Here is a 22,476-nt window from a genome sequence, read left to right on the forward strand (position 1 = left end):
ATACCCCCCTGTCCGCCGCCGCACCGCACCCCAAGCCCCGGGCGGGCGACGACCACACACGTCGCCCGTCCGGATCGGGGAGCGGCACCGCCGTCGTCCCCGAACACCTCGACTTCCCAGGAGCACCACCATGACCACGGTCGACAACGGCCTCGACCCGGCGCCGAGCGCGTTCGAAGGCGAACGCATGACGGCCCCGCAGCCGAAGCCGGCCGCACGCCGCGCCCGGCGCATCCGGGGCGGCTTCACCCCCTACTCGCTGCTCACCCCGGCGATCATCGTGCTGGCCCTCATCACGGGCTGGCCGCTCATCCAGCTCATCGTCACGTCGTTCCAGGAGTTCGGCCGCGCGCAGGTCTTCGGCGCACCGCCCGAGTGGATCTGGTTCGAGAACTACGCGAACGTGCTCACCGACCCGGTGTTCTACGCGGTCCTCATCCGCACTATCGTGTTCTCCGCCGGCTGCGTCATCGTCACCATGGTCGTCGGCACGCTCATCGCGCTCATGATGATGCGCCTGCCCAAGGGCTTCCGCCTCCTGCTCTCGGTCGGCATGCTGCTCGCATGGGCGATGCCCGCCCTCACCGCCACGGTCGTCTGGGGCTGGATGTTCGATACGGCCTACGGCGTCGTGAACTACATCCTCGTCAACTGGTTCGGCATGGAGGAGTACTTCCAGCACTCCTGGCTCATCGACCCGCTCAGCTTCTTCCTCGTCGCCGGCATCATCATCGTCTGGGGCGCGATCCCGTTCGTCGCCTTCACGCTCTACGCGGGCCTCACGCAGGTGCCCGACGAGGTGCTCGAGGCCGCGCAGCTCGACGGCGCCGGCGGGTTCAAGCGGTTCCGGCTGATCATCTTCCCCTACCTGAAGCCGATCTTCCTCATCGTCACGATCCTCCAGATCATCTGGGACCTCCGCGTCTTCACGCAGATCTTCGCGCTGCAGGACATCGGCGGCGTCCGCGCCCTCACCAACACCCTGGGCGTGTACATCTACCAGACCTCGATCGCGGGCGGCGACTTCGGCCAGGGCGGCGCGATCGCCGTCATCACGGCGATCCTGCTCATGTCCATCTCGATCTACTACGTCCGCCAGGTCACCAAGGAGGAGGAGCTGTGAGCGCCACCGTCGCCCCCCAGCAGGTCGGCCGGCCGGTCGCCACGCCGGCGAGCAGCCGTGACGTGCGCCGCACCGGCGGTGGCCGCCGCCGCATCACCACGTGGGTGCTGAGCGCGGTCTCGGTGCTGCTCTTCCTGTTCTTCGTCTTCCCCGTCTACTGGATGGTGAACACGTCGTTCCAGCCGAACAACGAGATCCGCGGCGCCGACGTCAACTTCTGGCCCGAGGAGTTCACGCTCCGCAACTACGCGACCGTGCTCTTCGATCCGGGTCGCACGCCGTTCCTCCCGGCCGCGGGCAACTCGATCGTGATCACGATCCTCACGGTGATCATCTCGCTCGTGTTCGCGTTCCTCGCCGCGATCGCGGTGACGCGGTTCCGGTTCAAGAGCCGCCGCACGTTCATCATCGCGATCCTCGTCATCCAGATGATCCCGGGCGAGGCGATGATCGTCTCGGTCTTCCGCGTGATCGACGGCTGGCACCTGCTGAACACGATCATCGGCCTGACCGTCGTCTACATCGCCACGGTGCTCCCGTTCACGATCTGGACCCTCCGCGGCTTCGTCAACGGCGTGCCCGCCGAGCTCGAGGAGGCCGCGATGATCGACGGATGCTCCAGGGCCGGCGCCTTCTGGCGGGTGACCTTCCCGCTGCTCGCCCCAGGCCTCATCGCGACGGGCGTGTTCGGGTTCATCCAGGCATGGAACGAGTTCATCATGGCCCTCGTGCTGAATGCACGCCCCGAGATGATGACGCTGCCGGTGTGGCTGCGCACCTACCTCGTGGCGAACGGCACGACCAACTGGGCGGCCATCATGGCCGGCTCGACGCTCATGGCCATCCCCGTCATCGTCTTCTTCCTGCTCGTGCAGGGCCGGATGACGAGCGGACTCGTGAGCGGGGCCGTCAAGGGATGACCGCGCCGCACCTCACCGGCGCGGGAACCGACCTGCGCCGGGACATCCTCACGACCCTGCTCCCGGGATTCGACGGCGCGGAGGCGCCCGCCTGGGTCATCCGCCGGCTCGAGGACGGACTCGGCGGCGTCTGCCTCTTCGGCCAGAACGTCGCCTCGGCCGAGCAGCTCCTGGCGCTGAACACGCAACTGCGCGCGGCGAACCCGCTCGCCGTCATCGCGATCGACGAGGAGGGCGGCGACGTCACCCGGCTGTTCTACGACCGCGGCGCCCCGTATCCCGGCAATGCCCTGCTCGGCCGGATCGACGACCCGGCGCTGACCGAGCGCGTCGCCCGTGCCGTCGGCGAGGCGCTCGCCGCGACCGGGTGCACCGTCACCTTCGCGCCCGACGTCGACGTGAACTCGAACGCCGACAACCCGGTGATCGGCGTGCGGAGCTTCGGCACCGACGCGTCCCTCGCGGCACGGCACGCGGCGGCCTGGGTGCGCGGCGTCCAGTCGACGGGCGTCGCCGCGAGCGCGAAGCACTTCCCGGGCCACGGCGACACCGACGGCGACTCGCACCTCGTGCTCCCGGTCGTCGACGTCCCGCTCGAGGTGCTCCGCGAGCGCGAGCTCGTGCCGTTCGCCGCAGCCATCGCGGCCGGCACCCGCACCATCATGACCTCCCACCTGCTCCTGCCCCGCCTCGACGCGGAGCAGCCCGCCACCCTCTCCTCGCGCATCGTGCACGGCCTGCTCCGCGGGGAGCTGGGGTTCGAGGGCGTCATCGTCACCGACGCCCTCGACATGCAGGGGGCGAGCGGCGTGCACGGCATCCCGGAGGCGGCCGTGCGCGCCCTCGTCGCCGGCTGTGACCTGCTGTGCATCGGCAGCGACAACACCGACGACCAGCTCGACGAGATCGTCGCGGCGATCGAGTTCGCCGTCGACTCGGGCCGGCTTCCGGTCGATCGGGTCCGCGAGGCGGCCGCCCGGGTGCGCGAGCTGGCCTCGACGGCTCCCGCGCTGCCCGCCGCGGTCGACGCGATCGCGCTCGAACCCGTCCACTCGGGTGACGAACTCGCCCGCATCGCCGGCGCGTTCGAGGTGTCGGATGCCGCGTCCGGGCGCCTGGGCGCCTCCGACCGGATCGGGACCGTCGTGCGTGTCGACACCGTGGCGAACATCGCCGTCGGCGTGGCGCCGTGGGGGCCCTTCGCGGTCGAACTCGTGCCCGGAGCCCCGACGTGGCTGGACACGGCGCACGTCGTCGCTCTCACTGCCGGAACGCCGCTCGACGATCCCCGGTCCCTGGCCGGTCCCGTGCTCGTGATGGGCAAGGACCTGCACCGGCATCCGTTCGCGGTCGACGCCATCACCGCCCTGCGCGCCGTGCGCGACGACGTGGTGATCGTCGACCTGGGCTGGCCGTCGGACGACCGTGCGGTGGCCGACATCGCCACGTTCGGCGCGTCGCGGCTCGTGGGGGAGGCCCTCATCGCGTTCGTTGCCGAACGCCTCGCCGCCGAGCCCGTCGACGCCGTCCCGGCGGAGGCGACATGAGGCTCGGCATCGACATCGGCGGCACCAAGACGGCCGCCGTCGCGATCGGCGCCGATGGCGAGCTGAGCGACCAGTTCCGCATGCCCACCGGGTTCGGCGCCGAGGCGGTCGTCGCCACCGCGCTGCGCACCGTCGAGCGCATGACCGAGCTCGCCGGCATCGAGGCGGCGTCGTTCGCCTCGATCGGCATCGGGATCCCCGGCGCCGTCGACAGCGCGACCGGACGCGTCGCCCACGCCGTCAACCTCGGCCTCGAGGGGCTCGACCTCGGCCCGCGCCTGTCCGACCGGCTCGGCGTGGAGGTGCGCGTCGAGAACGACGTGAAGGCCGCCGCCGTCGGCGCCCATCACCTCCTCGGCGTGGCCGACGGCATCCGCGCGCACTCGATGGCGTACCTGAACCTCGGCACCGGCCTGGCGGCGGGCGTCGTGCTCGATGGCCGCCTGCTGCGCGGCGGCCACGGCGTCGCCGGCGAGATCGGGCACATCCCCGTGGACCCTGCGGGCGTGGTGTGCAGCTGCGGCCAGCGCGGTTGCCTCGAGACGCTCGCGTCGGGTTCGGCGATCGCGCGCATGTGGCCCACCGGCGGGCCGCTGCCGGCGCGCGACCTCTTCGACGCGGCCGAGTCCGGCGACGACCGCGCGATCGACGTGCTGGAGCGGTTCCTCACCGGCGTCGCGTCGGCGGTGCGCCTGCTCGTGCTGACGACCGACGTGGACGATGTGGTCATCGGGGGAGGGCTCGCCGCACTCGGCGACCCGCTCCTCGCCGGAACGCGCCGTATCCTGAGCGGGTGGGCCGCGGACTCCGCGTTCCTCGCATCCCTCGACCTCCCGTCGCGCGTGCAGGTCATCCCGCTCGGATTCCCGGCGGCCGCGGTCGGCGCCGCCCTCGTAGGAGAACATCAATGGCTGAAGTCGTGATCGTCCGCGACGAGGACGCCGCGGGCGACCTCGTCGCCGGCGCCATCGTCGACCTGATCCGCTCGAAGCCCGACGCCGTGCTGGGCCTGGCGACGGGGTCCACCCCGCTCGCGAGCTACCGTGCGCTGGCGCGGCGGATCGCCGAGGAGGGGATCGACGTGCGCGGGGTGCGCGGGTTCGCGCTCGACGAGTACGTCGGGCTGCCAGCGGGGCATCCCGAGAGCTACCGCGCGGTGATCACCCGTGAGGTCGTCGAGCCGTTGGGGCTGACGCCCGAGCTGGTGCGGGTGCCCAACGGCGACCCGGCGACGATCGAGCATGCGGGCGCCGACTACGAGGCGGCGATCACCGCGTCGGGCGGGGTGGACCTGCAGATCCTCGGGATCGGCCGCACGGGGCACATCGGGTTCAACGAGCCGGGCTCCTCGCTCGCGTCGCTGACCCGGGTGAAGACCCTCACGGAGCCGACCCGGGCCGACAACGCACGCTTCTTCGACTCACCCGACGACGTGCCGATGCACTGCATCACGCAGGGCATCGGGACGATCCTGCGTGCCCGGCACCTGGTGCTCCTGGCGTTCGGCGAGGCGAAGGCGCACGCGGTCGCGGCCGCGGTCGAGGGGCCGGTGTCGGCGAGCCAGCCGGGCTCGGCGATCCAGTTGCACCCGCACGCGACGGTCATCGTCGACGAGGCGGCCGCCTCCGAGCTCGAGAACCTCGACTACTACCGGCACGCCTGGGCGCACAAGCCCGGCTGGCAGGGCATCTGATCCACGACGACTGACCCGGCGAGCGGATGCCGCGAGCCGGCGTCGTGCCCCGGATGCCGCCGGCCCCGCGGCATCCGTCGGTCTGCGGCCGTCAGTGGGGGAGCACCTCGGGCAGGGCGGCCAGGAATGCCTCCTCGTCGAAGCCCGGCACGATCGCGCGCTGGATCATGAAGCCGGGTGCGAGCCCGATCATGACCGGGGTGACCCGGCTCGCCCACTCCCCGGGATCGCCGTCGACCCGTCCGGGCTCGGCCGTCGCCCACTCGACGAGCCGCTGCCGCACGGTCTCCCTGACGCGCATGAGCACCGCCTGCACGAGCTCGCCGATCTCGGGATCGATCGCGGCCTCGGCCCACAGCTGCACGATCACGTGGCCGAACGGCTCGCGTCGCATCCCGTCGATGAGCGTGGCCATGACCTGGCCTGGCGCGAGCGGCTCGCCGCGCGCGCGCTGCTGCTCCAGCTCGCCCTGGCGGGCCTCGAGGATGCGCCCGGCGACCGCGGCGAAGAGCTCCTGCTTGCCCGTGAAGTACCCGTAGATCGCCCCGGCAGAGAGCCCCGACTCCTCGATCACGTCGGCCATCGAGGTGCGCTGGTACCCCTTCGCGGCGAAGCACCGCAGCGCGGCCGCGACGATCTCGTCGCGTCGGGCGGCGCGGTGCGCCTCCGTGACCTTGGGCATCGGACCTCCAGAAAAACGAACGGTCGTTCCTTGACAAGGCTAGCCGACGCGCGCATCCTAATAAAGAACGAACATTCGCTTTCTTGGAGGACACCATGGCCACCCATCCGGATGCCACCACGGCACGCACCCCGTTCGGCAGGGTCGTGGGCTTGGCCCTCGCCCTCGTCGGCGTGGTCGCCGTCATCGTGCTCGCCTTCTCGTGGCCGTCGGTCACGGCCGAGCCCAAGCACCTGCCCGTCGCCATCGCGGGTCCCGCCGAGGCCGTGGCGGCAGCCGAGGCGGCCGTCGACCAGCGGGCGCCCGGGGCGATCGACTTCCTCGAGGTCGACGACCGGGCGGCCGCCGTCGACGCGATCGAGACGCGCGACGCGTACGGCGCCATCGTGCTCGGCCAGGAGCCCGAGGTGCTCACCTCGTCGGCATCGAGCCTCGCCGTCGCGCAGCTGCTCGGGGGCGTCGCCACGTCGCTCGAGGAGGGCGTCAACGCACAGGCCGCCGCCGCTGCGCAGGCCGCGGGCGCGCCGAGCGCTCCGCCGCACCTCGACGTGCCCGTCACCGATGTCGTGCCCCTCGCCGAGAGCGACCCGCGCGGCACGGGACTCACCGCCGCGATGTTCCCGCTGCTGCTCGGCGGCATGATCGGCGGCATCGCCATCTCGCTGTCCATCATCGGCGCGCTGCGGCGCGTGCTCGCCGTGACGGTGTACTCGGTCGTCGGCGGACTGCTCCTCACGGCCATCCTGCAGGGTTGGTTCGGCTCCCTGCAGGGCGACTACTGGCTGAACGCCGCCGCGATCGCCCTGTCGCTCGCCGCGATCGCCGCACCCATCACGGGCTTCGTCGCGCTCCTCGGCCGCGCCGGCATCGCGGTGGGCCCGGTCGTCATGCTGCTGTTCGCCAACCCCATCTCGGGCGCGGCCATCCCGAAGGAGTTCTTCCCGGCGCCGTGGGGCGACGTCGGCCAGTGGTTCCCGCCGGGCGCCGCCGCGACGCTGCTGCGCGACCTGTCGTACTTCCCGGCGGCCGACACCACGTTCCCCTGGCTCGTGCTCCTGGCTTGGACGGCCGGCGGCATCCTGCTCTCGATCGTCGGGCACTTCCGCACGGCCGGCGGGGCCGAGCCCGACGCCGAGGCGGCGCACGCCGACGACCCCGTCGCGGCGCCGGTCGCAGCCTGACCGCGCACCACGGCGAAACAGCGGCCCGGCGCCATGCGCCGGGCCGCTGGGCCTGCCGTCAGGGAGCCTGGGCCCCGCTCAGTCGGCCAGCTGCTTGCGCCCGTGCAGGATGCCGCTGACGGCCGCGACGACCGCGAACACCACCGCGACCACCGGCTGGCCCATCATCCACCAGGCGATCGCCGCGGCCGAGAACACGGCGATCTCGACGAGCGCCTGGCCGAACGGGTCGACCTTGAAGACCGCCTTCGGTGAGTTGAACAGCGCCCAGAGCAGGATGGCGAGCGCCGGGGCGCCGAGTCCGACGAGCACGCCCGGCCAGGGCAGCGGGAACGACACGAACCCCCAGATGCCGAGTGTCACGAAGGCGAACAGCTCGAGGAAGAAGCGCAGGACGTCATTGGGGCCGATCTTCGGCTGGGGCTCGTTCGACGGGTTCGGCTGGGCGGTGCTCACGGCATTCCAGCCTAGTTCGCGTGGGCGGCGTCCGCCGTCACCCGAATGGCCCGAGGCCACCGCTGAATGGCCCCGCGGTCACCGGAAGATGATCGTGCGGGCGCCGTCGAGCAGCACCCGCCGCTCCGAGAACCACTTCACCGCCTGGCTGAGCGTGCGGCTCTCCTCGTCCTGCCCGATCGCGACGAGCTCGGCGACCGAGCGGGAGTGGTCGACGCGCACGACGTTCTGCTCGATGATCGGCCCCTCATCGAGGTCGCTCGTCACGAAATGCGCGGTCGCGCCGATGAGCTTCACGCCGCGCGCATGGGCCTGGCGGTAGGGGTTCGCGCCCTTGAAGCCCGGCAGGAACGAGTGGTGGATGTTGATGCAGCGTCCGGCGAGGGCTTCGCAGAGCTCGGGCGTGAGGATCTGCATGTAGCGCGCGAGCACCACGAGCTCGATGTCGTGCTCCTCGACCGCGGACAGCACCCGCGCCTCGAACGCGGCCTTCGATGCGGCATCCGTCACCGCGAGCGATTCGAAGGGCACGCCGTAGAAGTCGACGAGGTCGCGCAGCGTGCCGTGGTTCGAGAGCACGAGCGGGATGTCGACGGACAGCTGGCCGGCGTGCTGGCGGAACAGCAGGTCGTTCACGCAGTGGCCCGCGGTCGACGCGAGCACGAGCGTGCGGAGCTTGCGTCCGACCTCGTCGAGGTGCCACGTCATGTCCCAGCGCTCGGCCACGGGGGCGAGCGCGGCCTCGAGCTCGGCGCGGCCGGCGGGCGACTCCACCTGCACGCGCATGAAGAACCGCCCGGTGTCGAGGCTCGCGAACTGCTGGCTCTCGGTGATGTTGCCGCGCGCCGCGACGATCGCCCCGCTCACCGCATGCACGATGCCGGGACCGTCGGTGCACGCCAGCGTCACGACCCAGTGGAACAGGTGGGAGGGTGCGGCATCCGTGGTCATCCGCCCAGAGTAGTGCGTCGGGTAGACTGGCTCGTGGTCGGCGGTCAACGCACGGCCCTGGGCGCGCACACGAGCGCGTAGTCGACCCGCGTGGTGAATGCACCCGCTGCGGGGAACGCCGTCGGAGAGACATCCTCATGTCCGTCACCGAATCCGCGCGCGTGCGCGCACCCCGACTGCCCTGGCCCGGCCTCCTCATGCTGGCCGCGGGCGTCTTCCTGTCCATCACGATCGAGATGCTGCCCACCGGCCTGCTTCCCGAGATGAGCGAGGGCCTCGGCGTCGCCGAGCCGTTCATCGGGCTGCTCGTGTCGGTCTTCGCGTTCACCGTCGTCGTCACCTCGACGCCCCTCACGGCCCTCACCAGCCGGATGCCGCGGCACGGCCTGCTCGTCGCCGTGCTCACGGTGCTGGGGCTCACCACCCTCGCCTCGGCGTTCGTGCCCGAGTACTGGATGCTCATCGCCGTGCGCGTCATCGGCGGACTCGCCCACGGCGTGTTCTGGGCGATCGTCGCGTCGTACGCCTCGCGGCTCGTGCCCGCCGACCAGATCGGCCGCGCCGTCTCGGTGACGCTCGGGGGCGGCACGCTCGCGCTCGTCGCGGGCGTTCCGGCGACGACGGTGCTCGGCCAGTCGATCGGCTGGCGCCCGGTCTTCGCGATCGTCGCGGGGCTCACGCTGTTGGGTGCGCTCGCCGTCTGGCGGTTCCTCCCGCGGGTTGCCCCGGAGGCGGGTGGCACCGCGTCCCGCATCCGGCGCGGCGATGCGGCGCTCGGGTCGGTGCTGCTCGTCTGCGGCATCACCGCGGCGACCATGCTCGGGCAGTACGCGGTCTTCACCTACGTGGCACCGCTCATCACCGACGTCGTGGGCCTCGAGCCCGGCGCGGTCGGCCCGCTGCTGTTCGTCTACGGCGTCATGGGCGCCGTCGGGCTCGTCGTGGCCGGATCGCCGCTCGCGAACCGGCCCACCGTCGCCATCGTCGTGGCGATGGCCGTGGCGGCGGCGGCGCTCGGCGTGCTCGGACTCGGCGCCGGCGTCGTGGCGTCGCTCGTGGCCTTCGCCGTGTGGGGGCTCGCCTTCGGCGCGATCCCACCGCTGCTGCAGACGCGCCTGCTGCAGTCCGCGCCGGCCCGCCAGCGGGATGCGGCCAGCGCGCTCTACACGACGGCGTTCAACGTCGGCATCGGCGGCGGGGCGCTCATCGGCGCCGTGCTGTTCGAGCGGATCGGCGTGCAGAGCCTGCCGTTCGTGTACGCCGTGGTGCTCGTCGCCGTCGGAGCCGTGCTCATCGCCGACGCGGTGCGGCGGCGCGCCCGCGCCGTGGAGGCCGCCGTCAGCGTTCGATGACCGCGGTCGAGGCGGGGCCGGTTCGGCCGTTCGCCGCGTAGCGCACCTCGACGACACTCGCCGCGTCCAGTCGCCCGAACGCGAGGATGCGCGCCGATCCCGAGCCGTCGAGCGGCACCGTGCTCACGACGGCGCCGTCGAGGAGGAGTTCGACGTCTGCCCCGGCAGCGCCCACGATGGTGCCGTGCGCCACATGCGATCCGGTGCGGCGCACTGCGATGGTCGGGGTCGACAGCGTGACGGTGACGGGCGCGCTCGAGGGTGACGCGTTGCCGGCGGCATCCGTCTGCGAGGCCGTGAGCGTCGTGGATCCGGCGCGCAGCGCGTCGGCGACGAGGCTCCATGCTCCTGAGCCGTCGGCGACGGTGCTCCAGGTGCGGCCGTCGTCGGCGGCCACGGTGACGGATGCCCCGGCCTCCCCGCTGCCCGAGAGCAGCGGGTCGACCAGGCCGCCTGCCGTGTCGGCGGTGAAGGCCGGCGGCAGGGCGACGTCGTCCACCGGCTCGGGCTCTGGGGTCGGCCCGGTGGTCGGCCCGGGCGGCGTTGCGGTCGTCCCGCCGGGGGGCGGATCGGCGGCGAGCACGGGAGCCGGGGCCGGCGCATCGACCGGCACGGGATCGCCGGCCGGCGGGTCTGCGGGCGCAGGCGGGGCATCCGGTTCGTGGGGCGGCACGGGCTGGGGAAGCACCGGGCTGCCGAGGAAGGGAAGCGGCGGTTCGGGGTCGCCGGCCTCGGTGCCCGTCTCGAAGATCGCGGCCGCCGGCGCCTGGTCGGCGCTCGCCAGCGTCGGCACCACGATCATGGCGGCGACGGCGACGGCCGCGAGGGTGATCGCACCCACGCCGGCGCCGATCGCGACGCCGCTCACCCCGGCGGTGGCGGCTGCGCCGGCCCCGGTCGCGGCGGATCCAGCGCCGACGCCCGACGCGCCCGCTCCCGACCCGCTCGCGCCGGACGCGCTCGCGCCGGCAGCGTGTCCGCCGAGGACCGCGGGAAGGCCCGCCGCCCCGAGCGCCACGTCGACCGCGGGCGCGCCCTGCGACAGCCACGCCGAGTACGCCGTCGCGCCGCCGATGCCCGCGGCGAGCGGCAGCAGCACGAGCGCGAGCCGCGAGCCCACCTCTCGCGCCTCGGCGGCGACGATGGTGCAGCGCGCGCAGTCGTCGAGGTGCGCCTCGAGGCGGGCGGTCTCGCGGCCCCTGAGGCGCCCGCGCGTGTAGCTGCCGAGCCGGTCGATGGTCCAGCGGCACTCGGGCTCGTTCGCGGCGTTGCGCAGGTGCGCCTGGATCCAGGCCTGGCGCAGGCCCTCGCGGGCCCGGTACGCGAGTGCGGCCGTGGCGTTCGCGCTCATGCCGACCAGGGGCGCGACCTGCTGGGGCGACATGCCCTCGACCTCGGTGTACCAGAGCACCTCCTGCCAGCGCGTGGGCAGCGAGCGGAACGCCTGCGCGGTGGTCGAGCGGTCGAGCGCGTCGAGGCTCGCGGACTCGCTCGTGGCCGGATCCTCGAACGACTCGAGGGTCTCGAGGTTCGTCTCGTGGCGCGCGCGACCCCAGCTCGACGCCGTGTTCCGGATGGTCGTGAACAGGTAGGGACGGAAGGCGCCCGTCGGGCCGCCGCCGGCGAGGATGGCGTCGTAGATGCGCGTGAAGGACTCGGCGACGAGGTCGTCGGGATCGAGGGAGCTGTACGAGCGGGCGACGGTGCGCGCCGAGGCCGAGTGCCGCTGCCAGAGCTCGCCGTACGCGCTCCGGTCGCCGCCACGGGTGCGCTCGATGAGCGCGCTGTCGGCCAGGTCGGTGCGCAGGGGTGGCACATCGCCTCCAGGTTCAGGGTGCAGGGGTGTCATGGAAGAGACGCGGAATCCGGCCGATCATGACGCGCGTGGCGGGGGTTCGCTCATTCCAGCAGATTTTTCGCGAACCCGCGTCATAGATCCGTGGGCAGGCGGTCTCTTCGGTGAAGGCCCTCCAGGGGGCCGACCGTACCGCCGCCTCGAGCACCCGAGCCGGGGCGGAGCCGGCGATGCCGGCGGAGGCGCCGCGATCGGGGGGTCCTGCGGCGCTGACCGGGCGGGGGTCCGGAGGCGAAGGGGAGCACGCCTCCGGACCCCGCACCGGTGTCGGCGCTCACGATGGCACGCCGCGACGGTGCCCCTGGATGCCGCCCGGCGACGGTTCAGGCGAGCCGCGCGCCCGCGCCCCACACCGCATCGACGGCGAGCTCGTCGGTGAGCAGCACCGCGTCCGCCGCATAGCCGACGTCCAGTCGGCCGAGGTCGTGCGCACGGCCGATGGCGGCCGCGGGGGTCACGGTGAGTGCGCCGACGGCCTCGTCGAACGCGATGCCGCTGTCGATCACGGCGCGCCGCAGCGCGACATCCTGCGTGAGCGTCGACCCGGCGATCGAGCCGCCCTGCGAGAGCCGGGCGATGCCGCCCTCGACGATGACCTCGAGCGACCCGAGCTGGTAGACGCCGTCGTCGGACCCGGCGGCCGCCATCGCGTCGGTGACGAGCGCGACCCGTCCGGGTGCGCCCGAGAACGCGAGTCGCACCACGTCGGGATGCACGTGCACGCCGTCGTTGATGATCTCGAGCGTCACGTGGTCGGCGTGCATCGCCGCGACGACGGGCCCGGGTGCGCGATGGTGGATGCCTCGCATGCCGTTGAACGCGTGCGTGAGGATCGTCGCGCCCGCCTCGAACGCGGCGAGCGACGTCGCGAAGTCCGCACCCGTGTGGCCGATCGCCACGGCGACGCCCGCGTCGACGAAGCGGGCGATCGCCTCGGCCGCACCGGTGTGCTCGGGGGCGATCGTCACCTGCCGCAGTGAACCCGCGGATGCCTCGAGCAACAGCTCGACTGCGGCGGGGTCGGCAGTGCGCAGGAGCGCCGGGTCGTGGGCACCGCGGAACTCGTGGTCGAGGAACGGGCCCTCGAGGTGCGCGCCGAGCACGCGCGGGTCGGATGCCGCGACGCCGGCGATCGTGCGCAGGTGCCCGGCGAGCACCTCGACGGGTGCCGTGACGAGTGAGAGCACCGATCGCGTGGTCCCGTGCGCCGTGTGCACGGCGAGCGCCCGCGCGATCGCGTCGGCGCCCTGCTCGAATGCCGCGCCACCGGCGCCGTGGCAGTGCAGGTCGATGAAGCCCGGCACGAGGGTGCGGCCCGCGGCATCCGTCACCGAGGCATCCGCGTCGATCGTGTCGCGCCAGTCGGCGCCGATGCCGCGCGCGGCCACACGGTCGCCCTCGAAGCGGACCCAGGCGTCGGTGACCGTGTCGTGGCCGCTGACGAGGCGGGCGGAGTGGATGACGGTGGTGGGGGTGCTCACCTAGGCAACGATAACGTCGTACCCGCCGTCGGTGAGGCGCTGTCGCTGGTCGGCGGTCGCGGCGGAATCGGTGATGATCGTCGAGAACAGGCGGCGGTGCCCGATCGCGGCGAACGCGCGCTTGTCGATCTTCGACGCGTCGGCGACGAGCACCGCGTGCGTGGCCCGCGACGCCATCAGCGCGTTCACCGCGGCCTCCCGCTCGTCGTGCGACGTGGGTCCGATCGCGGGGTCGACACCGTTCACGCCGATGAACGCGATGTCGAGGGTGATGCTGCCGAGCACCGCATCGGCGTACGAGCCGACGAGCTCGTACGAGCGGGCGTGCACCACGCCGCCGGTGACGACGGTCTTGATCTGCGGACGCATCGCGAGCTGCATCGCGATGTTGATCGCGTTCGTCACCACGGTGAGGCTCGGCTCGTGCGACGGCTCCATGATGTCGGCGCGCGACATCAGCGCATCGGCGATCGCCGTAGCCGTCGTGCCGCCGCACAGCCCGATCACCGCGCCGCGCGGCACGAGGGCGCTCGCCGCCTGGGCGATGGCGGCCTTCGCGGCGGGGTTCTGCTGGTTCTTGTAGCGGATCGGCAGGTCGTAGGCCACGGAGTGGGCGACGGCACCGCCGCGCGTGCGGGTCAGCAGTTGCTGCTGCGCCAGCGCGTCGAGGTCGCGGCGCGCGGTCGCGGGGGAGACGTCGAGGCGGTCGACGATCTGGTCGACCTCGACCTGGCCGGCCTCGGCCAGCAGGTCGAGCACGGCGCTGAGCCGTTCGGCGCGGTTCATCCGGTCTCCTTGGAGGTCGAGGCGAACAGGGTCAGCAGTCGTGCCGCCTCTGAACGCACGGCCGCACGGCCGGCAGCGACGTACGAGCGCGAGTCTACGGCCGCGGGGTGCGCGGCGAGGTACTCCCGCACGGCGCCGGTGAACCGCGCGTTCAGGTGCGTCGACACGTTGATCTTCGTCAGCCCCGACCGGATGCCGCGCACGATCGTCTCGTCGGGCACCCCCGACGACCCGTGCAGCACGAGCGGCACCGGCACCGCCGCCGCCAGTCGCGCGACGAGGTCGAGGTCGATCGCCGCGACCCGCTCGGTCATGGCGTGCGAGGAGCCCACGGCGACCGCGAGCGCGTGCACCCCGGTCTCGGCGACGAACCGCGCGGCCTCGCCGGGGTCGGTGCGCACGCCCGGGGCATGGGCGCCGTCCTTGCCGCCGATCTCGCCCAGCTCGGCCTCGACGAGCACGCCCGCGGCATTCGCTCGCTCGACCACCAGGCGGGTGGTCGCCACATTCCGGTCGAAGTCGAGCTTCGCGCCGTCGTACATGACCGACCCGAACCCCCGCTCGATGGCGAGCAGCGCCAGCTCGGGGTCCTCGGCGTGGTCGAGGTGCACCGCGACGCGCGCCGACGACGCCTCGGCGACCGCGAGCGTCGCGAGCGCGATCGGGGTGAAGGCGCCGTGGTAGCGCACGCAGTTCTCGGAGAGCTGCAGGATGACGGGGAGCCCGGCGTCCTCCGCGGCGCCCGCGAGCGCCTCCGCGGTCTCGAGGTGCACGACGTTGAAGGCGCCGACGCCGCGGCCGACCGCCCTGGCCTCGTCGAGGATGGTGCGGGTGGGGGTGAGTGTCATCGGCGGTCCTCGTCGATCGTGGTGACGACCACCTCGTCCGCGAGGGCCGGATGGTCGGGGGAGAGCTCGCCGGCCAGCGGCATGAGCACCGCGCTCGCCGACCACGCCGTCGCGCGGCGGGCCAGCCGGGCGCGGGCGTCTGCCGCGGCATCCGTGTCCGACCAGAGGTCGTCGCCGGCCGCGAGCTCGACGGCGATGGCGGCGACGGCGGCGTCGCCCGCGCCCGTCGCGTTGCCGTGCAGCGCACTCGGCAGCCGGGCGTGCACCGGGCGACCGCGCTCGCCGATGACGATGAGGCCGTCGGCGCCGAGCGAGACGAGCACGAGGCGGGCACCGAGGGCGATGAGCGCGCGGGCGCCCTCGATCGGGTCGTCGTGGCCGGTGGCGGCGGCGAGCTCCTCGCCGTTAGGCTTCAGCGCGTGCGCGCCGGCCCGAGCCGCTGCGAGGATGCCGGAGTCGCTCGTGTCGACGACGACCCTGGCGCCGCCGGCCGTGAGTGCGCCGACGAGGGCGCCCAGCGCGTCGGCGTCGAACCCCGGCGGCAGGCTGCCGCAGATCGCGACCACGTCGGCGGTGCGGACGGCCTCTGCGGCGGCGCCGGCCAGCGCGGAGGCCTCGTCGGCCGACAGCGGTGCGCCGAGCTCGTTGAGCACCGTCGCCTCACCCGACGCGTCGTCGACGATCGCCACGCTGCGCCGGGTGGCGGCGCCGACGGGCAGCAGCCGATGCGGGATGCCGGATGCCTCCAGCTCGCCTCGGAACTCGGCGCCGGTCCGGCCGCCGCAGGTGGTCAGCGCGACCACGTCGTGCCCGGTCCCGTGCAGCACGCGCGCGGCATTGAGCCCCTTGCCCCCGGCCCGGGCGGCGCCGGCCGGGACGCGATGGGTCGCACCGGGCGACAGGCGGTCCACGTGCCAGGTGAGGTCGAGGGCCGGATTCGGCGTGATCGTGATGATCATCGGATGACGCCGTCCCGGGCGATGAGCGCGGCGCCCAGCAGGCCGGCGTTGCCGCCGAGCTGCGCGGGCACCAGCCGCGGACGACGGTGGAAGCTGAGCCGCTCGTTCATGCGCGACGCGAGCGGAGCGAACAGCGCATCGCCGGCGCGGGAGAGGCCGCCGCCGATCACGATGGCCTCGGGGGCGATGGTCGCGGCGAGCTGCGCCAGCCCGAATGCCAGGGCGTCGAGGGCGGAGTCCCAGATCTCGCGGGCGTCGGCGTCGCCGGCCTCGGCACGGGCGAGCACCTCGCGGGCGCCGTCGACGTCGACTCCGGTGCGCTCGGCGTAGCGGCGTACGATCGCGCCTGCGGACGCGACGACCTCGAGGCATCCGCGTGCCCCGCAGGCGCACCGAGGGCCGTCGGCGACCGGCGAGTGGCCGATCTCGCCGGCGAAGCCGCCGCCGAGGTGGGGCCGGCCGTCGAGGATCAGCGACCCCGCGATGCCGGTGCCGATGACGAGCACCACGACGTCGTCGAACGCGCGCGCGGCGCCGAGGCGGTGCTCGGCGAGGCTCGCGGCCGTCACGTCATGGTGGAACGTCACCGGCAGCCCGAGCGCGGCCACCGCGAGATCGCGGATCGGCGCGTCGCGCCAGCCGAGGTTGCTCGCGAACACCCCGACGCCGCGCTCGGCGTCGACGATGCCGGGCACGAGCAGGCCCGCCGCCACCGGGCGCGCCTCGGGGTGGGCCTCCTGCAGCTCGGCGGCGAGCTCGGCGACCCGGCCGACGACGGCCTCGGCGGTGCGCTCGCCGTCGAGCGGCGTGGGCGTGCGGCGCAGGCCGAGCACCCGCCCGTCGGCGTCGATCAGGGCCGACTTCGTGTCGGTGCCGCCGACGTCGAAGGCGAGCACGACGTCGCCCGGTCCGAGCGGCGCCGCCGCCGCGGCATCCGGGATCGCGGTCATGCGCGTCAGCCCTCGAGGATCACGGAGCGCGTGAGGTTGCGCGGCGAGTCGGGGTCGAGTCCCCGCGCACGGGCGCGCTCGAGTGCAACACGCTGGGCGCGCACCAGTTCGGCCATCGGGTCGAGCGTGCCGGCCTCGAAGTGCGCGCCGGTGGCGGCGACCTCGCCCGCGAGCCCGGCGGGGGCGTCGCCGAAGTGCCACGTGACCCGGCCGGGGGCGGCGATCGAGATGGGCCCGTGCCGGTACTCCATTGCGGGGTACGACTCCGTCCACGACTGCGACGCCTCGCGCATCTTCAGCGCGGCCTCATGGGCGAGGCCCACGGTCCAGCCGCGGCCGAGGAAGGTGTACTGCTCGGCCGCGACGAGCGCGGGGTCGAGGTCGTCGGTCACGGCGCGCTCGGCGTCGGCCACGGCCGCGTCGAGGTCCTCGCCGAGCGACGCGCGGAAGAGTGCCAGGGCGGTCGTGGCGAAGCGGGTCTGCACGACCGAGCGCTCGTCGGCGAACGGCAGGGTGACGGCCTCGTCGACGAGCCCGACGAGAGGTGAGGTCGCGTCGCCGATCACGCCGATCGTGGGCACCCGGCCGCGCAGGCGGTCGACGAGTTCGAGCACCTCGGTGGTGGTGCCCGAACGCGTCAGCGCGACGACCGCGTCGTAGCCCCGATCGACGAAGGCCTCGGATGCCGCGAACGCATCGGTCTCGCCGTGCCCGCCGGCTTCGCGCAGCCAGGCGTACGACTGCGCGATGAACCACGACGTGCCGCACCCGACGACGGCGATGCGGGCGCCGCGCCGGGGCAGCACCGCCTGCTCGTCGCGGAGGGACGCGGCGCGTGCCCACGTCTCGGGCTGGGACGCGAGCTCGGCGGCCATGTGCGCGCCTGGGACGGCCTGCGCGGCGGCGGCCGCCTCGGGCGTCGCGGCATCGGTGCCGTGGGTCATGGGTGGTCCTCCGTGTCAGGTCGGCGAGAGCAAACACCATGATTGCAAATGATCGTTCGTCCTGTCCAGCGATCATCGCCATGAACGCTTGTCGGAGAACGCACTCCGTATTCCGGCCGGATATCCGCTCGGTAACGATCAGGCAACCGACTCTTGACGGCACGGCGGCTCCTCCGACATCATCGTGACCACACCGTGACTGAAACTGATTGATCTTTGCTCATTCTGGTCAGTTCCATGCACGCGGCGGTGAGACCGCCACCCGCACCGGCGCGGCGACCGCGGCGCCCGTGATCCAAGAACAGTGAGGAACCACGTATGAAGAAGTCGCTCCGCTTCGGCGCCGCGATCGCCCTCGCGGCCACCGCTTCGCTCACGCTCGCGTCCTGCGGGTTCGGCGGCGGTTCCGGCTCCGACGACGAGTCCGGTGGCGCGACCACCCTCGACCTGCTCGTCCCGAGCTACTCCGACAACACCCAGGGCCTCTGGGAGGACGTGATCACGGGCTTCGAGAAGGAGAACCCCGACATCAAGGTCAACCTCGAGGTGCAGTCGTGGGACAACCTGGAGTCGGTCATCACCACCAAGATCCAGGGTGGCGAGGCTCCCGACATCTACAACGGCGGCCCCTTCGCCGGCTTCGCGGCCGACGGCCTGCTCTACCCCGCCGAAGAGGTCGTCTCGGCTGACACGTTCAGCGACTTCCAGGACTCGTTCATCGCGAACGCCGAGGTCGACGGCACCGCCTACGCGCTGCCGCTGATCGCGTCGGCTCGTGCGCTGTTCGTCAACAACGCCCTGCTCGAGCAGGCCGGCGTCGCCGCGCCGCCCACCACGTGGGACGAGCTGCTCGACGCGGCCACGAAGATCTCCGCGCTCGGCGGCGGCATCGCGGGCTACGGCATGCCCCTCGGCTCCGAGGAGGCGCAGGCCGAGGCGGCCGTGTGGCTCTGGGGCGGCGGCGGCACGTTCGGCGACGCCACCGAGATCACGGTCGACGACCCGGCGAACCTGCCGGGTGCCGACCAGATCAAGAAGATGATCGACGCGGGCGCGACCCAGGCCGACCCCGGCTCGACCGACCGCTCGCCGCTCATGGACATCTTCATCCAGGGCAAGATCGGCATGCAGGTCGGCCTCCCGCCGACCGTCGGCCAGATCGAGGAGAACAACCCCGACCTCGACTACTCGATCGTCCCGATCCCCACGGAGGACGGCAGCCCCTTCACGCTCGGCGTGATGGACCAGCTCATGGCCTTCCAGAACGACGGCGACAAGCAGGACGCGATCACGAAGTTCCTCGACTACTACTACACGGCCGACGTCTACGTGCCGTGGGTGCAGACCGAGGGCTTCCTGCCGGTCACGAAGTCGGGCGCGGAGGCGCTCGGCGGCGAGGAGGCGCTCGCGCCGTTCCTCGAGGTGCTGCCCGACGCGCAGTTCTACCCGAGCACGAACCCCAAGTGGTCGGCGACGGATGCTGCGTTCAAGGCGCTCTTCGGCCAGATCCAGACCAAGCCCTCCCAGGAGGTCCTGACCGAGATCCAGGCCCAGGTCGACGCGGGCTGAGCCCCGCGACATCCGCAACGAACGCACCACCGGAGGGATCGGTGACCATCGAATCATGAGCACCACGACCGACACGTCATCGACCCAGGCGGGGGCGGCCCACGGCCGCCCCCGCTCCGGCGGGAGCGACCCGGGCACCGGCAGGCGCAGGAGGGGCGGGCGCGACCTGCTCGCCTCGCTCCCGTGGATCGGGCCGGCCCTCATCCTCATCTTCGGCGTCGTGCTGTTCCCGGCCGTCGTCATGTTCTACAACTCGACGCGCGACATCTCGATCTCGGGCATCGACCACGGCTCGGTCGGCATCGACAACTACGTCGAGGTCTTCTCGTTCCCCTACTTCTGGCCGATCTTCGCGCGGACCATCGTCTGGGTCGTCGTCGTCGTGGCCGCGACCGTGCTCATCTCGCTCGGCCTCGCGCAGATCCTCGACAAGGCGTTCCCCGGGCGCCGCATCGTCCGACTCGCGGTGATCATCCCGTGGGCGGCATCCGTCGTCATGACGACCCTCGTCGTCTACTACGGACTCGAGCCGTACTTCGGCATCATCAACAAGTTCCTCGTCGACGTCGGCCTCGTCGACACCCCCGAGGGCTACGGCTGGACGCGCAACCCCGCCACGGCGTTCGCCTGGTCGATCGTCGTCGCGGTGTTCGTCTCGCTGCCGTTCACGACCTACACGATCCTCGCCGGACTCGCGACGATCCCGGGCGACGTGCGCGAGGCGGCGAAGATGGACGGCGCCGGGCCCGTGCGCACGTACGTGAGCGTCATCCTGCCGCAGCTGCGCGGCGCCCTGAGCGTGGCCGTGCTCATCAACATCATCAACGTCTTCAACTCGCTGCCGATCCTGAAGGTGATGACCGGGTCGATCCCCGGCTACGACGCCGACACGATCATGACGCTGATCTTCAAGTACATCCAGAACCAGCACAAGGTCGACGTCGCCAGCGCGCTGTCGGTCGTCGCCTTCGTCATCGTGATCGTGATCGTTGCGGTGTACGTGAAGGTCGTCAAGCCCATGCAGGAGGTCTGACCCGTGGCCGTCACCGCCCCCGCGTTCGAGACGATCGACGCGCCCGCGGCATCCGCTCGCCGTCGCCGCTACACCGAAGACCAGGTGCCCATCGGGCGTGTGCTGCTGCGCATGCTCGGCGGCCTCATCGTGCTGGCGATCTTCATCCTCCCGTACACCATGATGTTCTTCGGCTCCGTGAAGACGAAGGCGCAGATCCGGTCGGTGGAGCCCACGTACCTCCCCACGGAGTGGCACTGGGAGAACTACATCAACATGTGGTCCACCCCCGAGACGCCGCTGCCGCAGAACCTCATCTCCACGATCGTGATCGCCGTGTTCGCCACGGTGCTCGTGCTCGGCGTGGCCATGCCCGCGGCGTACTACACGGCGCGGTTCCGGTTCCCGGGCCGCTTCGTGTTCCTCTTCCTCGTGATCGTCACGCAGATGCTGCAGCCGGCGGTGCTCACGTCGGGCCTCTTCCGCCAGTTCGTCACCCTCGGCCTGATCGACACGTGGGCGGCGATGATCCTCATCAATGCGGCGTTCAACCTGTCGTTCGCGGTGTGGATCATGCACTCGTTCTTCGCCGGGGTTCCGAAGGAGATCGACGAGGCCGCGCAGATCGACGGCGCCGGACGTCTCACGGTGCTCTTCCGCATCCAGCTGCCGCTCGTGTGGCCGGGCATCGTCACCGCGATCGTCTTCACGTTCGTCGCCTGCTGGAACGAGTTCGCGGCGTCCCTCGTGATCCTCTCGACGGCGGGCAACCAGCCGCTCTCCGTGGCCCTCACGAAGTTCGTCGGGCAGTACGAGACCTCGTGGCACTACGTGTTCGGCGTCTCGATCGTGGCGATCATCCCCGTGGTCATCCTGTTCATGCTCATCGAGAAGCGCCTGGTCGGCGGCCTCACCGCGGGCAGCGTCAAGTAGGGGGCGGATGCCACGGGCCCAGGTCCGCGCGCCCGCCGCCGCAAGCGCAGCGCCCGAGCCCGGGGGCGGCGCGCCCCGCCCTGCCGGCTCGCGCCGCGGCAGGCACCGCGAGCGGAGGACATCCGCGGGAGCGGAGGTCTCCCGCGGCGTGCACTCCCTCCGCCGGTGCATGCGTCCTCCTTCCATCGGGCACGATCCTCCCCAGTTCATGCGGCACGATGGAGGCCCTGCGCGACCGCGAGCCTGATCTCGGCCTCGACGGATGGCCATTCGAAGAGGATCTGGGCGTAGTCGTAACGCAGGACCGTATATCCGGCCAGCACCAGTCGACGGTCGTGCGCGATGTCCTGACGCCGCTGCGGTGCTTCGCGATGGAAGGCGAATCCGTCGACCTGGTACACCAGCCGGTCGCCGATGAGGCCGTCGACTCGGTGCCCGTGGACCCGCACCTGTTGGCGCACGTCGATCCCGATCCGTCGAAGTCGCAGCACGGGAACCGTTTCGATTCCGCTGTCAGAGAGCATCGAGCACGCCTCGATCAGTGCGCGAGGTCGTGGTCCGCGGAGGGGAATTCGTCGCAGGACGTCGAGACTGATCCGCTCATTCCGGATCGCCGACTCCCACACGACCAAGGCCCGTTCGAGCGGCTGGCACCGGGCCACCTGCGCCAGGACGTTCGGCAGGGGCTCGATCGCCTCGTGGCGGTGGGTTGCCACTGGACCTGCGCCCCAATGTCGCACCGCATTCGGCGCGTTCGCTCGGCCGGCATGTGATGGCACCGCCAGGTGAAGCCGCGCGTCGTCGAACGTCCACAGTCCGAGATGGTGCGCAGCCGAGACGCAGGCGAGGCGGCCACCGGCGCTGACGGCGGCGGCGAGCGCACTCGGCGCGCCCCGGTGTGCGAGCCATGATCGCCGGAGTCGATCGACGTCGCCAGCGCGGACCGCGGTGTCGATGGCATGTCTGGAGAATCCGGCTCGCGTCGCATCGACCTGGTGCGCGACGCCTCCGCGAGCTTGCAGCCACGACTCGAATGACATCGCGCCAGTCTCGGGGACTCAACTCACCGGCCAGCGACGCTGGTGAGCGGGTGGCGAACGATGGCCGCTGAGAAGCCGCTGTCGAGGAGGAGTCGTCCAGGATCCTGCGGAACGCGAGCGGAGGACTCCTGCGGGTGTGGAGGCGGAGGGCGCCGTTCGCGACCTCCCGCGGCGCGAAACACCTCCCGCCATGC

General features: G+C 72.2%; 21 protein-coding genes. 10 read left to right on the forward strand and 11 right to left on the reverse strand.

Annotated features, from left to right (window positions below; genetic code table 11):
* Nucleotides 1-130 precede the first annotated feature (130 nt).
* Genes J2X63_RS12420 through J2X63_RS12440 form a run of 5 tightly spaced genes read left to right on the forward strand, consistent with a single transcriptional unit; the run spans nucleotide 131 to nucleotide 5,283 of the window.
* Nucleotides 131-1,123 (forward strand): sugar ABC transporter permease, encoded by a 993-nt coding sequence (locus tag J2X63_RS12420; RefSeq protein WP_309977487.1) that lies wholly within the window; start codon nucleotides 131-133, stop codon nucleotides 1,121-1,123.
* Nucleotides 1,120-2,043: a carbohydrate ABC transporter permease gene (locus J2X63_RS12425; protein WP_309977490.1), complete on the forward strand. Its 924-nt coding sequence runs from the start codon at nucleotides 1,120-1,122 to the stop codon at nucleotides 2,041-2,043. The genes J2X63_RS12420 and J2X63_RS12425 overlap by 4 nt, the downstream gene beginning before the upstream one ends.
* Nucleotides 2,040-3,590 carry a glycoside hydrolase family 3 N-terminal domain-containing protein gene (locus J2X63_RS12430; RefSeq protein WP_309977492.1) on the forward strand — a complete coding sequence of 517 codons (1,551 nt, stop codon included), beginning with the start codon at nucleotides 2,040-2,042 and terminating at the stop codon, nucleotides 3,588-3,590. The genes J2X63_RS12425 and J2X63_RS12430 overlap by 4 nt, the downstream gene beginning before the upstream one ends.
* On the forward strand, nucleotides 3,587-4,513 hold the full coding sequence (locus J2X63_RS12435) for an ROK family protein (RefSeq protein ID WP_309977494.1): 927 nt from the start codon (nucleotides 3,587-3,589) through the stop codon (nucleotides 4,511-4,513). The genes J2X63_RS12430 and J2X63_RS12435 overlap by 4 nt, the downstream gene beginning before the upstream one ends.
* Nucleotides 4,498-5,283 (forward strand): glucosamine-6-phosphate deaminase, encoded by a 786-nt coding sequence (locus tag J2X63_RS12440; protein WP_309977495.1) that lies wholly within the window; start codon nucleotides 4,498-4,500, stop codon nucleotides 5,281-5,283. The genes J2X63_RS12435 and J2X63_RS12440 overlap by 16 nt, the downstream gene beginning before the upstream one ends.
* A gap of 91 nt (nucleotides 5,284-5,374) precedes the next feature.
* Here the strand turns inward: J2X63_RS12440 and J2X63_RS12445 are convergent, their stop codons facing one another.
* Entirely contained in the window at nucleotides 5,375-5,965 is a 591-nt protein-coding gene (locus tag J2X63_RS12445; RefSeq protein WP_309977497.1) for a TetR/AcrR family transcriptional regulator, read from the reverse strand.
* A gap of 95 nt (nucleotides 5,966-6,060) precedes the next feature.
* Here J2X63_RS12445 and J2X63_RS12450 point away from each other — a divergent pair, with 95 nt between their 5' ends.
* Complete coding sequence (locus J2X63_RS12450; protein ID WP_309977499.1) at nucleotides 6,061-7,146, forward strand: hypothetical protein; 1,086 nt, start codon at nucleotides 6,061-6,063, stop codon at nucleotides 7,144-7,146.
* 78 nt (nucleotides 7,147-7,224) lie between these two features.
* Here the strand turns inward: J2X63_RS12450 and J2X63_RS12455 are convergent, their stop codons facing one another.
* Together J2X63_RS12455 and purU are read right to left on the reverse strand one after the other, a co-directional pair.
* The gene (locus tag J2X63_RS12455; RefSeq protein WP_309977501.1) at nucleotides 7,225-7,602 is read right to left on the reverse strand and encodes a YrdB family protein; all 378 of its coding nucleotides are present in this window, start codon (nucleotides 7,600-7,602) and stop codon (nucleotides 7,225-7,227) included.
* Between the two features lie 78 nt (nucleotides 7,603-7,680).
* Complete coding sequence (purU, locus tag J2X63_RS12460; protein WP_309977503.1) at nucleotides 7,681-8,553, reverse strand: formyltetrahydrofolate deformylase; 873 nt, start codon at nucleotides 8,551-8,553, stop codon at nucleotides 7,681-7,683.
* Between the two features lie 137 nt (nucleotides 8,554-8,690).
* On the opposite strand from purU, the gene J2X63_RS12465 reads away from it, so the two are divergent.
* The gene (locus tag J2X63_RS12465) at nucleotides 8,691-9,905 is read left to right on the forward strand and encodes an MFS transporter (protein ID WP_309977506.1); all 1,215 of its coding nucleotides are present in this window, start codon (nucleotides 8,691-8,693) and stop codon (nucleotides 9,903-9,905) included.
* Here the strand turns inward: J2X63_RS12465 and J2X63_RS12470 are convergent.
* The 7 genes from J2X63_RS12470 to J2X63_RS12500 form a co-directional block, all read right to left on the reverse strand.
* Nucleotides 9,892-11,721, reverse strand: a complete 1,830-nt coding sequence (locus J2X63_RS12470; RefSeq protein WP_309977508.1) for a sigma-70 family RNA polymerase sigma factor — start codon at nucleotides 11,719-11,721, stop codon at nucleotides 9,892-9,894. The genes J2X63_RS12465 and J2X63_RS12470 overlap by 14 nt on opposite strands.
* Before the next feature lie 362 nt (nucleotides 11,722-12,083).
* Nucleotides 12,084-13,241: an N-acetylglucosamine-6-phosphate deacetylase gene (gene nagA / locus J2X63_RS12475; RefSeq protein ID WP_309977510.1), complete on the reverse strand. Its 1,158-nt coding sequence runs from the start codon at nucleotides 13,239-13,241 to the stop codon at nucleotides 12,084-12,086.
* Complete coding sequence (locus J2X63_RS12480) at nucleotides 13,242-14,027, reverse strand: DeoR/GlpR family DNA-binding transcription regulator (RefSeq protein ID WP_309977513.1); 786 nt, start codon at nucleotides 14,025-14,027, stop codon at nucleotides 13,242-13,244.
* The gene (locus J2X63_RS12485; RefSeq protein ID WP_309977515.1) at nucleotides 14,024-14,875 is read right to left on the reverse strand and encodes a class II fructose-bisphosphate aldolase; all 852 of its coding nucleotides are present in this window, start codon (nucleotides 14,873-14,875) and stop codon (nucleotides 14,024-14,026) included. Before J2X63_RS12485 ends, J2X63_RS12480 begins: the two co-directional genes overlap by 4 nt.
* The gene (locus tag J2X63_RS12490; RefSeq protein ID WP_309977517.1) at nucleotides 14,872-15,834 is read right to left on the reverse strand and encodes a hexose kinase; all 963 of its coding nucleotides are present in this window, start codon (nucleotides 15,832-15,834) and stop codon (nucleotides 14,872-14,874) included. The genes J2X63_RS12485 and J2X63_RS12490 overlap by 4 nt, the downstream gene beginning before the upstream one ends.
* Nucleotides 15,831-16,784, reverse strand: coding sequence for an ROK family protein (locus tag J2X63_RS12495; protein ID WP_309977519.1), 954 nt, complete (start codon nucleotides 16,782-16,784; stop codon nucleotides 15,831-15,833). The genes J2X63_RS12490 and J2X63_RS12495 overlap by 4 nt, the downstream gene beginning before the upstream one ends.
* Nucleotides 16,785-16,789: 5 nt before the next feature.
* Entirely contained in the window at nucleotides 16,790-17,728 is a 939-nt protein-coding gene (locus J2X63_RS12500) for a sugar isomerase (RefSeq protein ID WP_309977520.1), read from the reverse strand.
* Between the two features lie 318 nt (nucleotides 17,729-18,046).
* Between J2X63_RS12500 and J2X63_RS12505 the strand changes: the two genes are divergently transcribed.
* The 3 genes from J2X63_RS12505 to J2X63_RS12515 are packed head-to-tail and all read left to right on the forward strand — an operon-like array spanning nucleotide 18,047 to nucleotide 21,242.
* Nucleotides 18,047-19,297 (forward strand): extracellular solute-binding protein, encoded by a 1,251-nt coding sequence (locus J2X63_RS12505; protein WP_309977522.1) that lies wholly within the window; start codon nucleotides 18,047-18,049, stop codon nucleotides 19,295-19,297.
* A 55-nt stretch (nucleotides 19,298-19,352) separates the two neighbouring features.
* The gene (locus tag J2X63_RS12510; protein ID WP_309977524.1) at nucleotides 19,353-20,330 is read left to right on the forward strand and encodes a sugar ABC transporter permease; all 978 of its coding nucleotides are present in this window, start codon (nucleotides 19,353-19,355) and stop codon (nucleotides 20,328-20,330) included.
* Between the two features lie 3 nt (nucleotides 20,331-20,333).
* Nucleotides 20,334-21,242: a carbohydrate ABC transporter permease gene (locus J2X63_RS12515; protein WP_235934291.1), complete on the forward strand. Its 909-nt coding sequence runs from the start codon at nucleotides 20,334-20,336 to the stop codon at nucleotides 21,240-21,242.
* Nucleotides 21,243-21,448: 206 nt separating this feature from the next.
* On the opposite strand, the gene J2X63_RS12520 is transcribed toward J2X63_RS12515, so the two are convergent.
* Nucleotides 21,449-22,282: a DNA/RNA helicase gene (locus tag J2X63_RS12520; RefSeq protein ID WP_309977528.1), complete on the reverse strand. Its 834-nt coding sequence runs from the start codon at nucleotides 22,280-22,282 to the stop codon at nucleotides 21,449-21,451.
* Between the last annotated feature and the right edge of the window lie 194 nt (nucleotides 22,283-22,476).

It is taken from the genome of Agromyces sp. 3263, assembly GCF_031456545.1.
Classification (GTDB): Bacteria; Actinomycetota; Actinomycetes; order Actinomycetales; family Microbacteriaceae; genus Agromyces.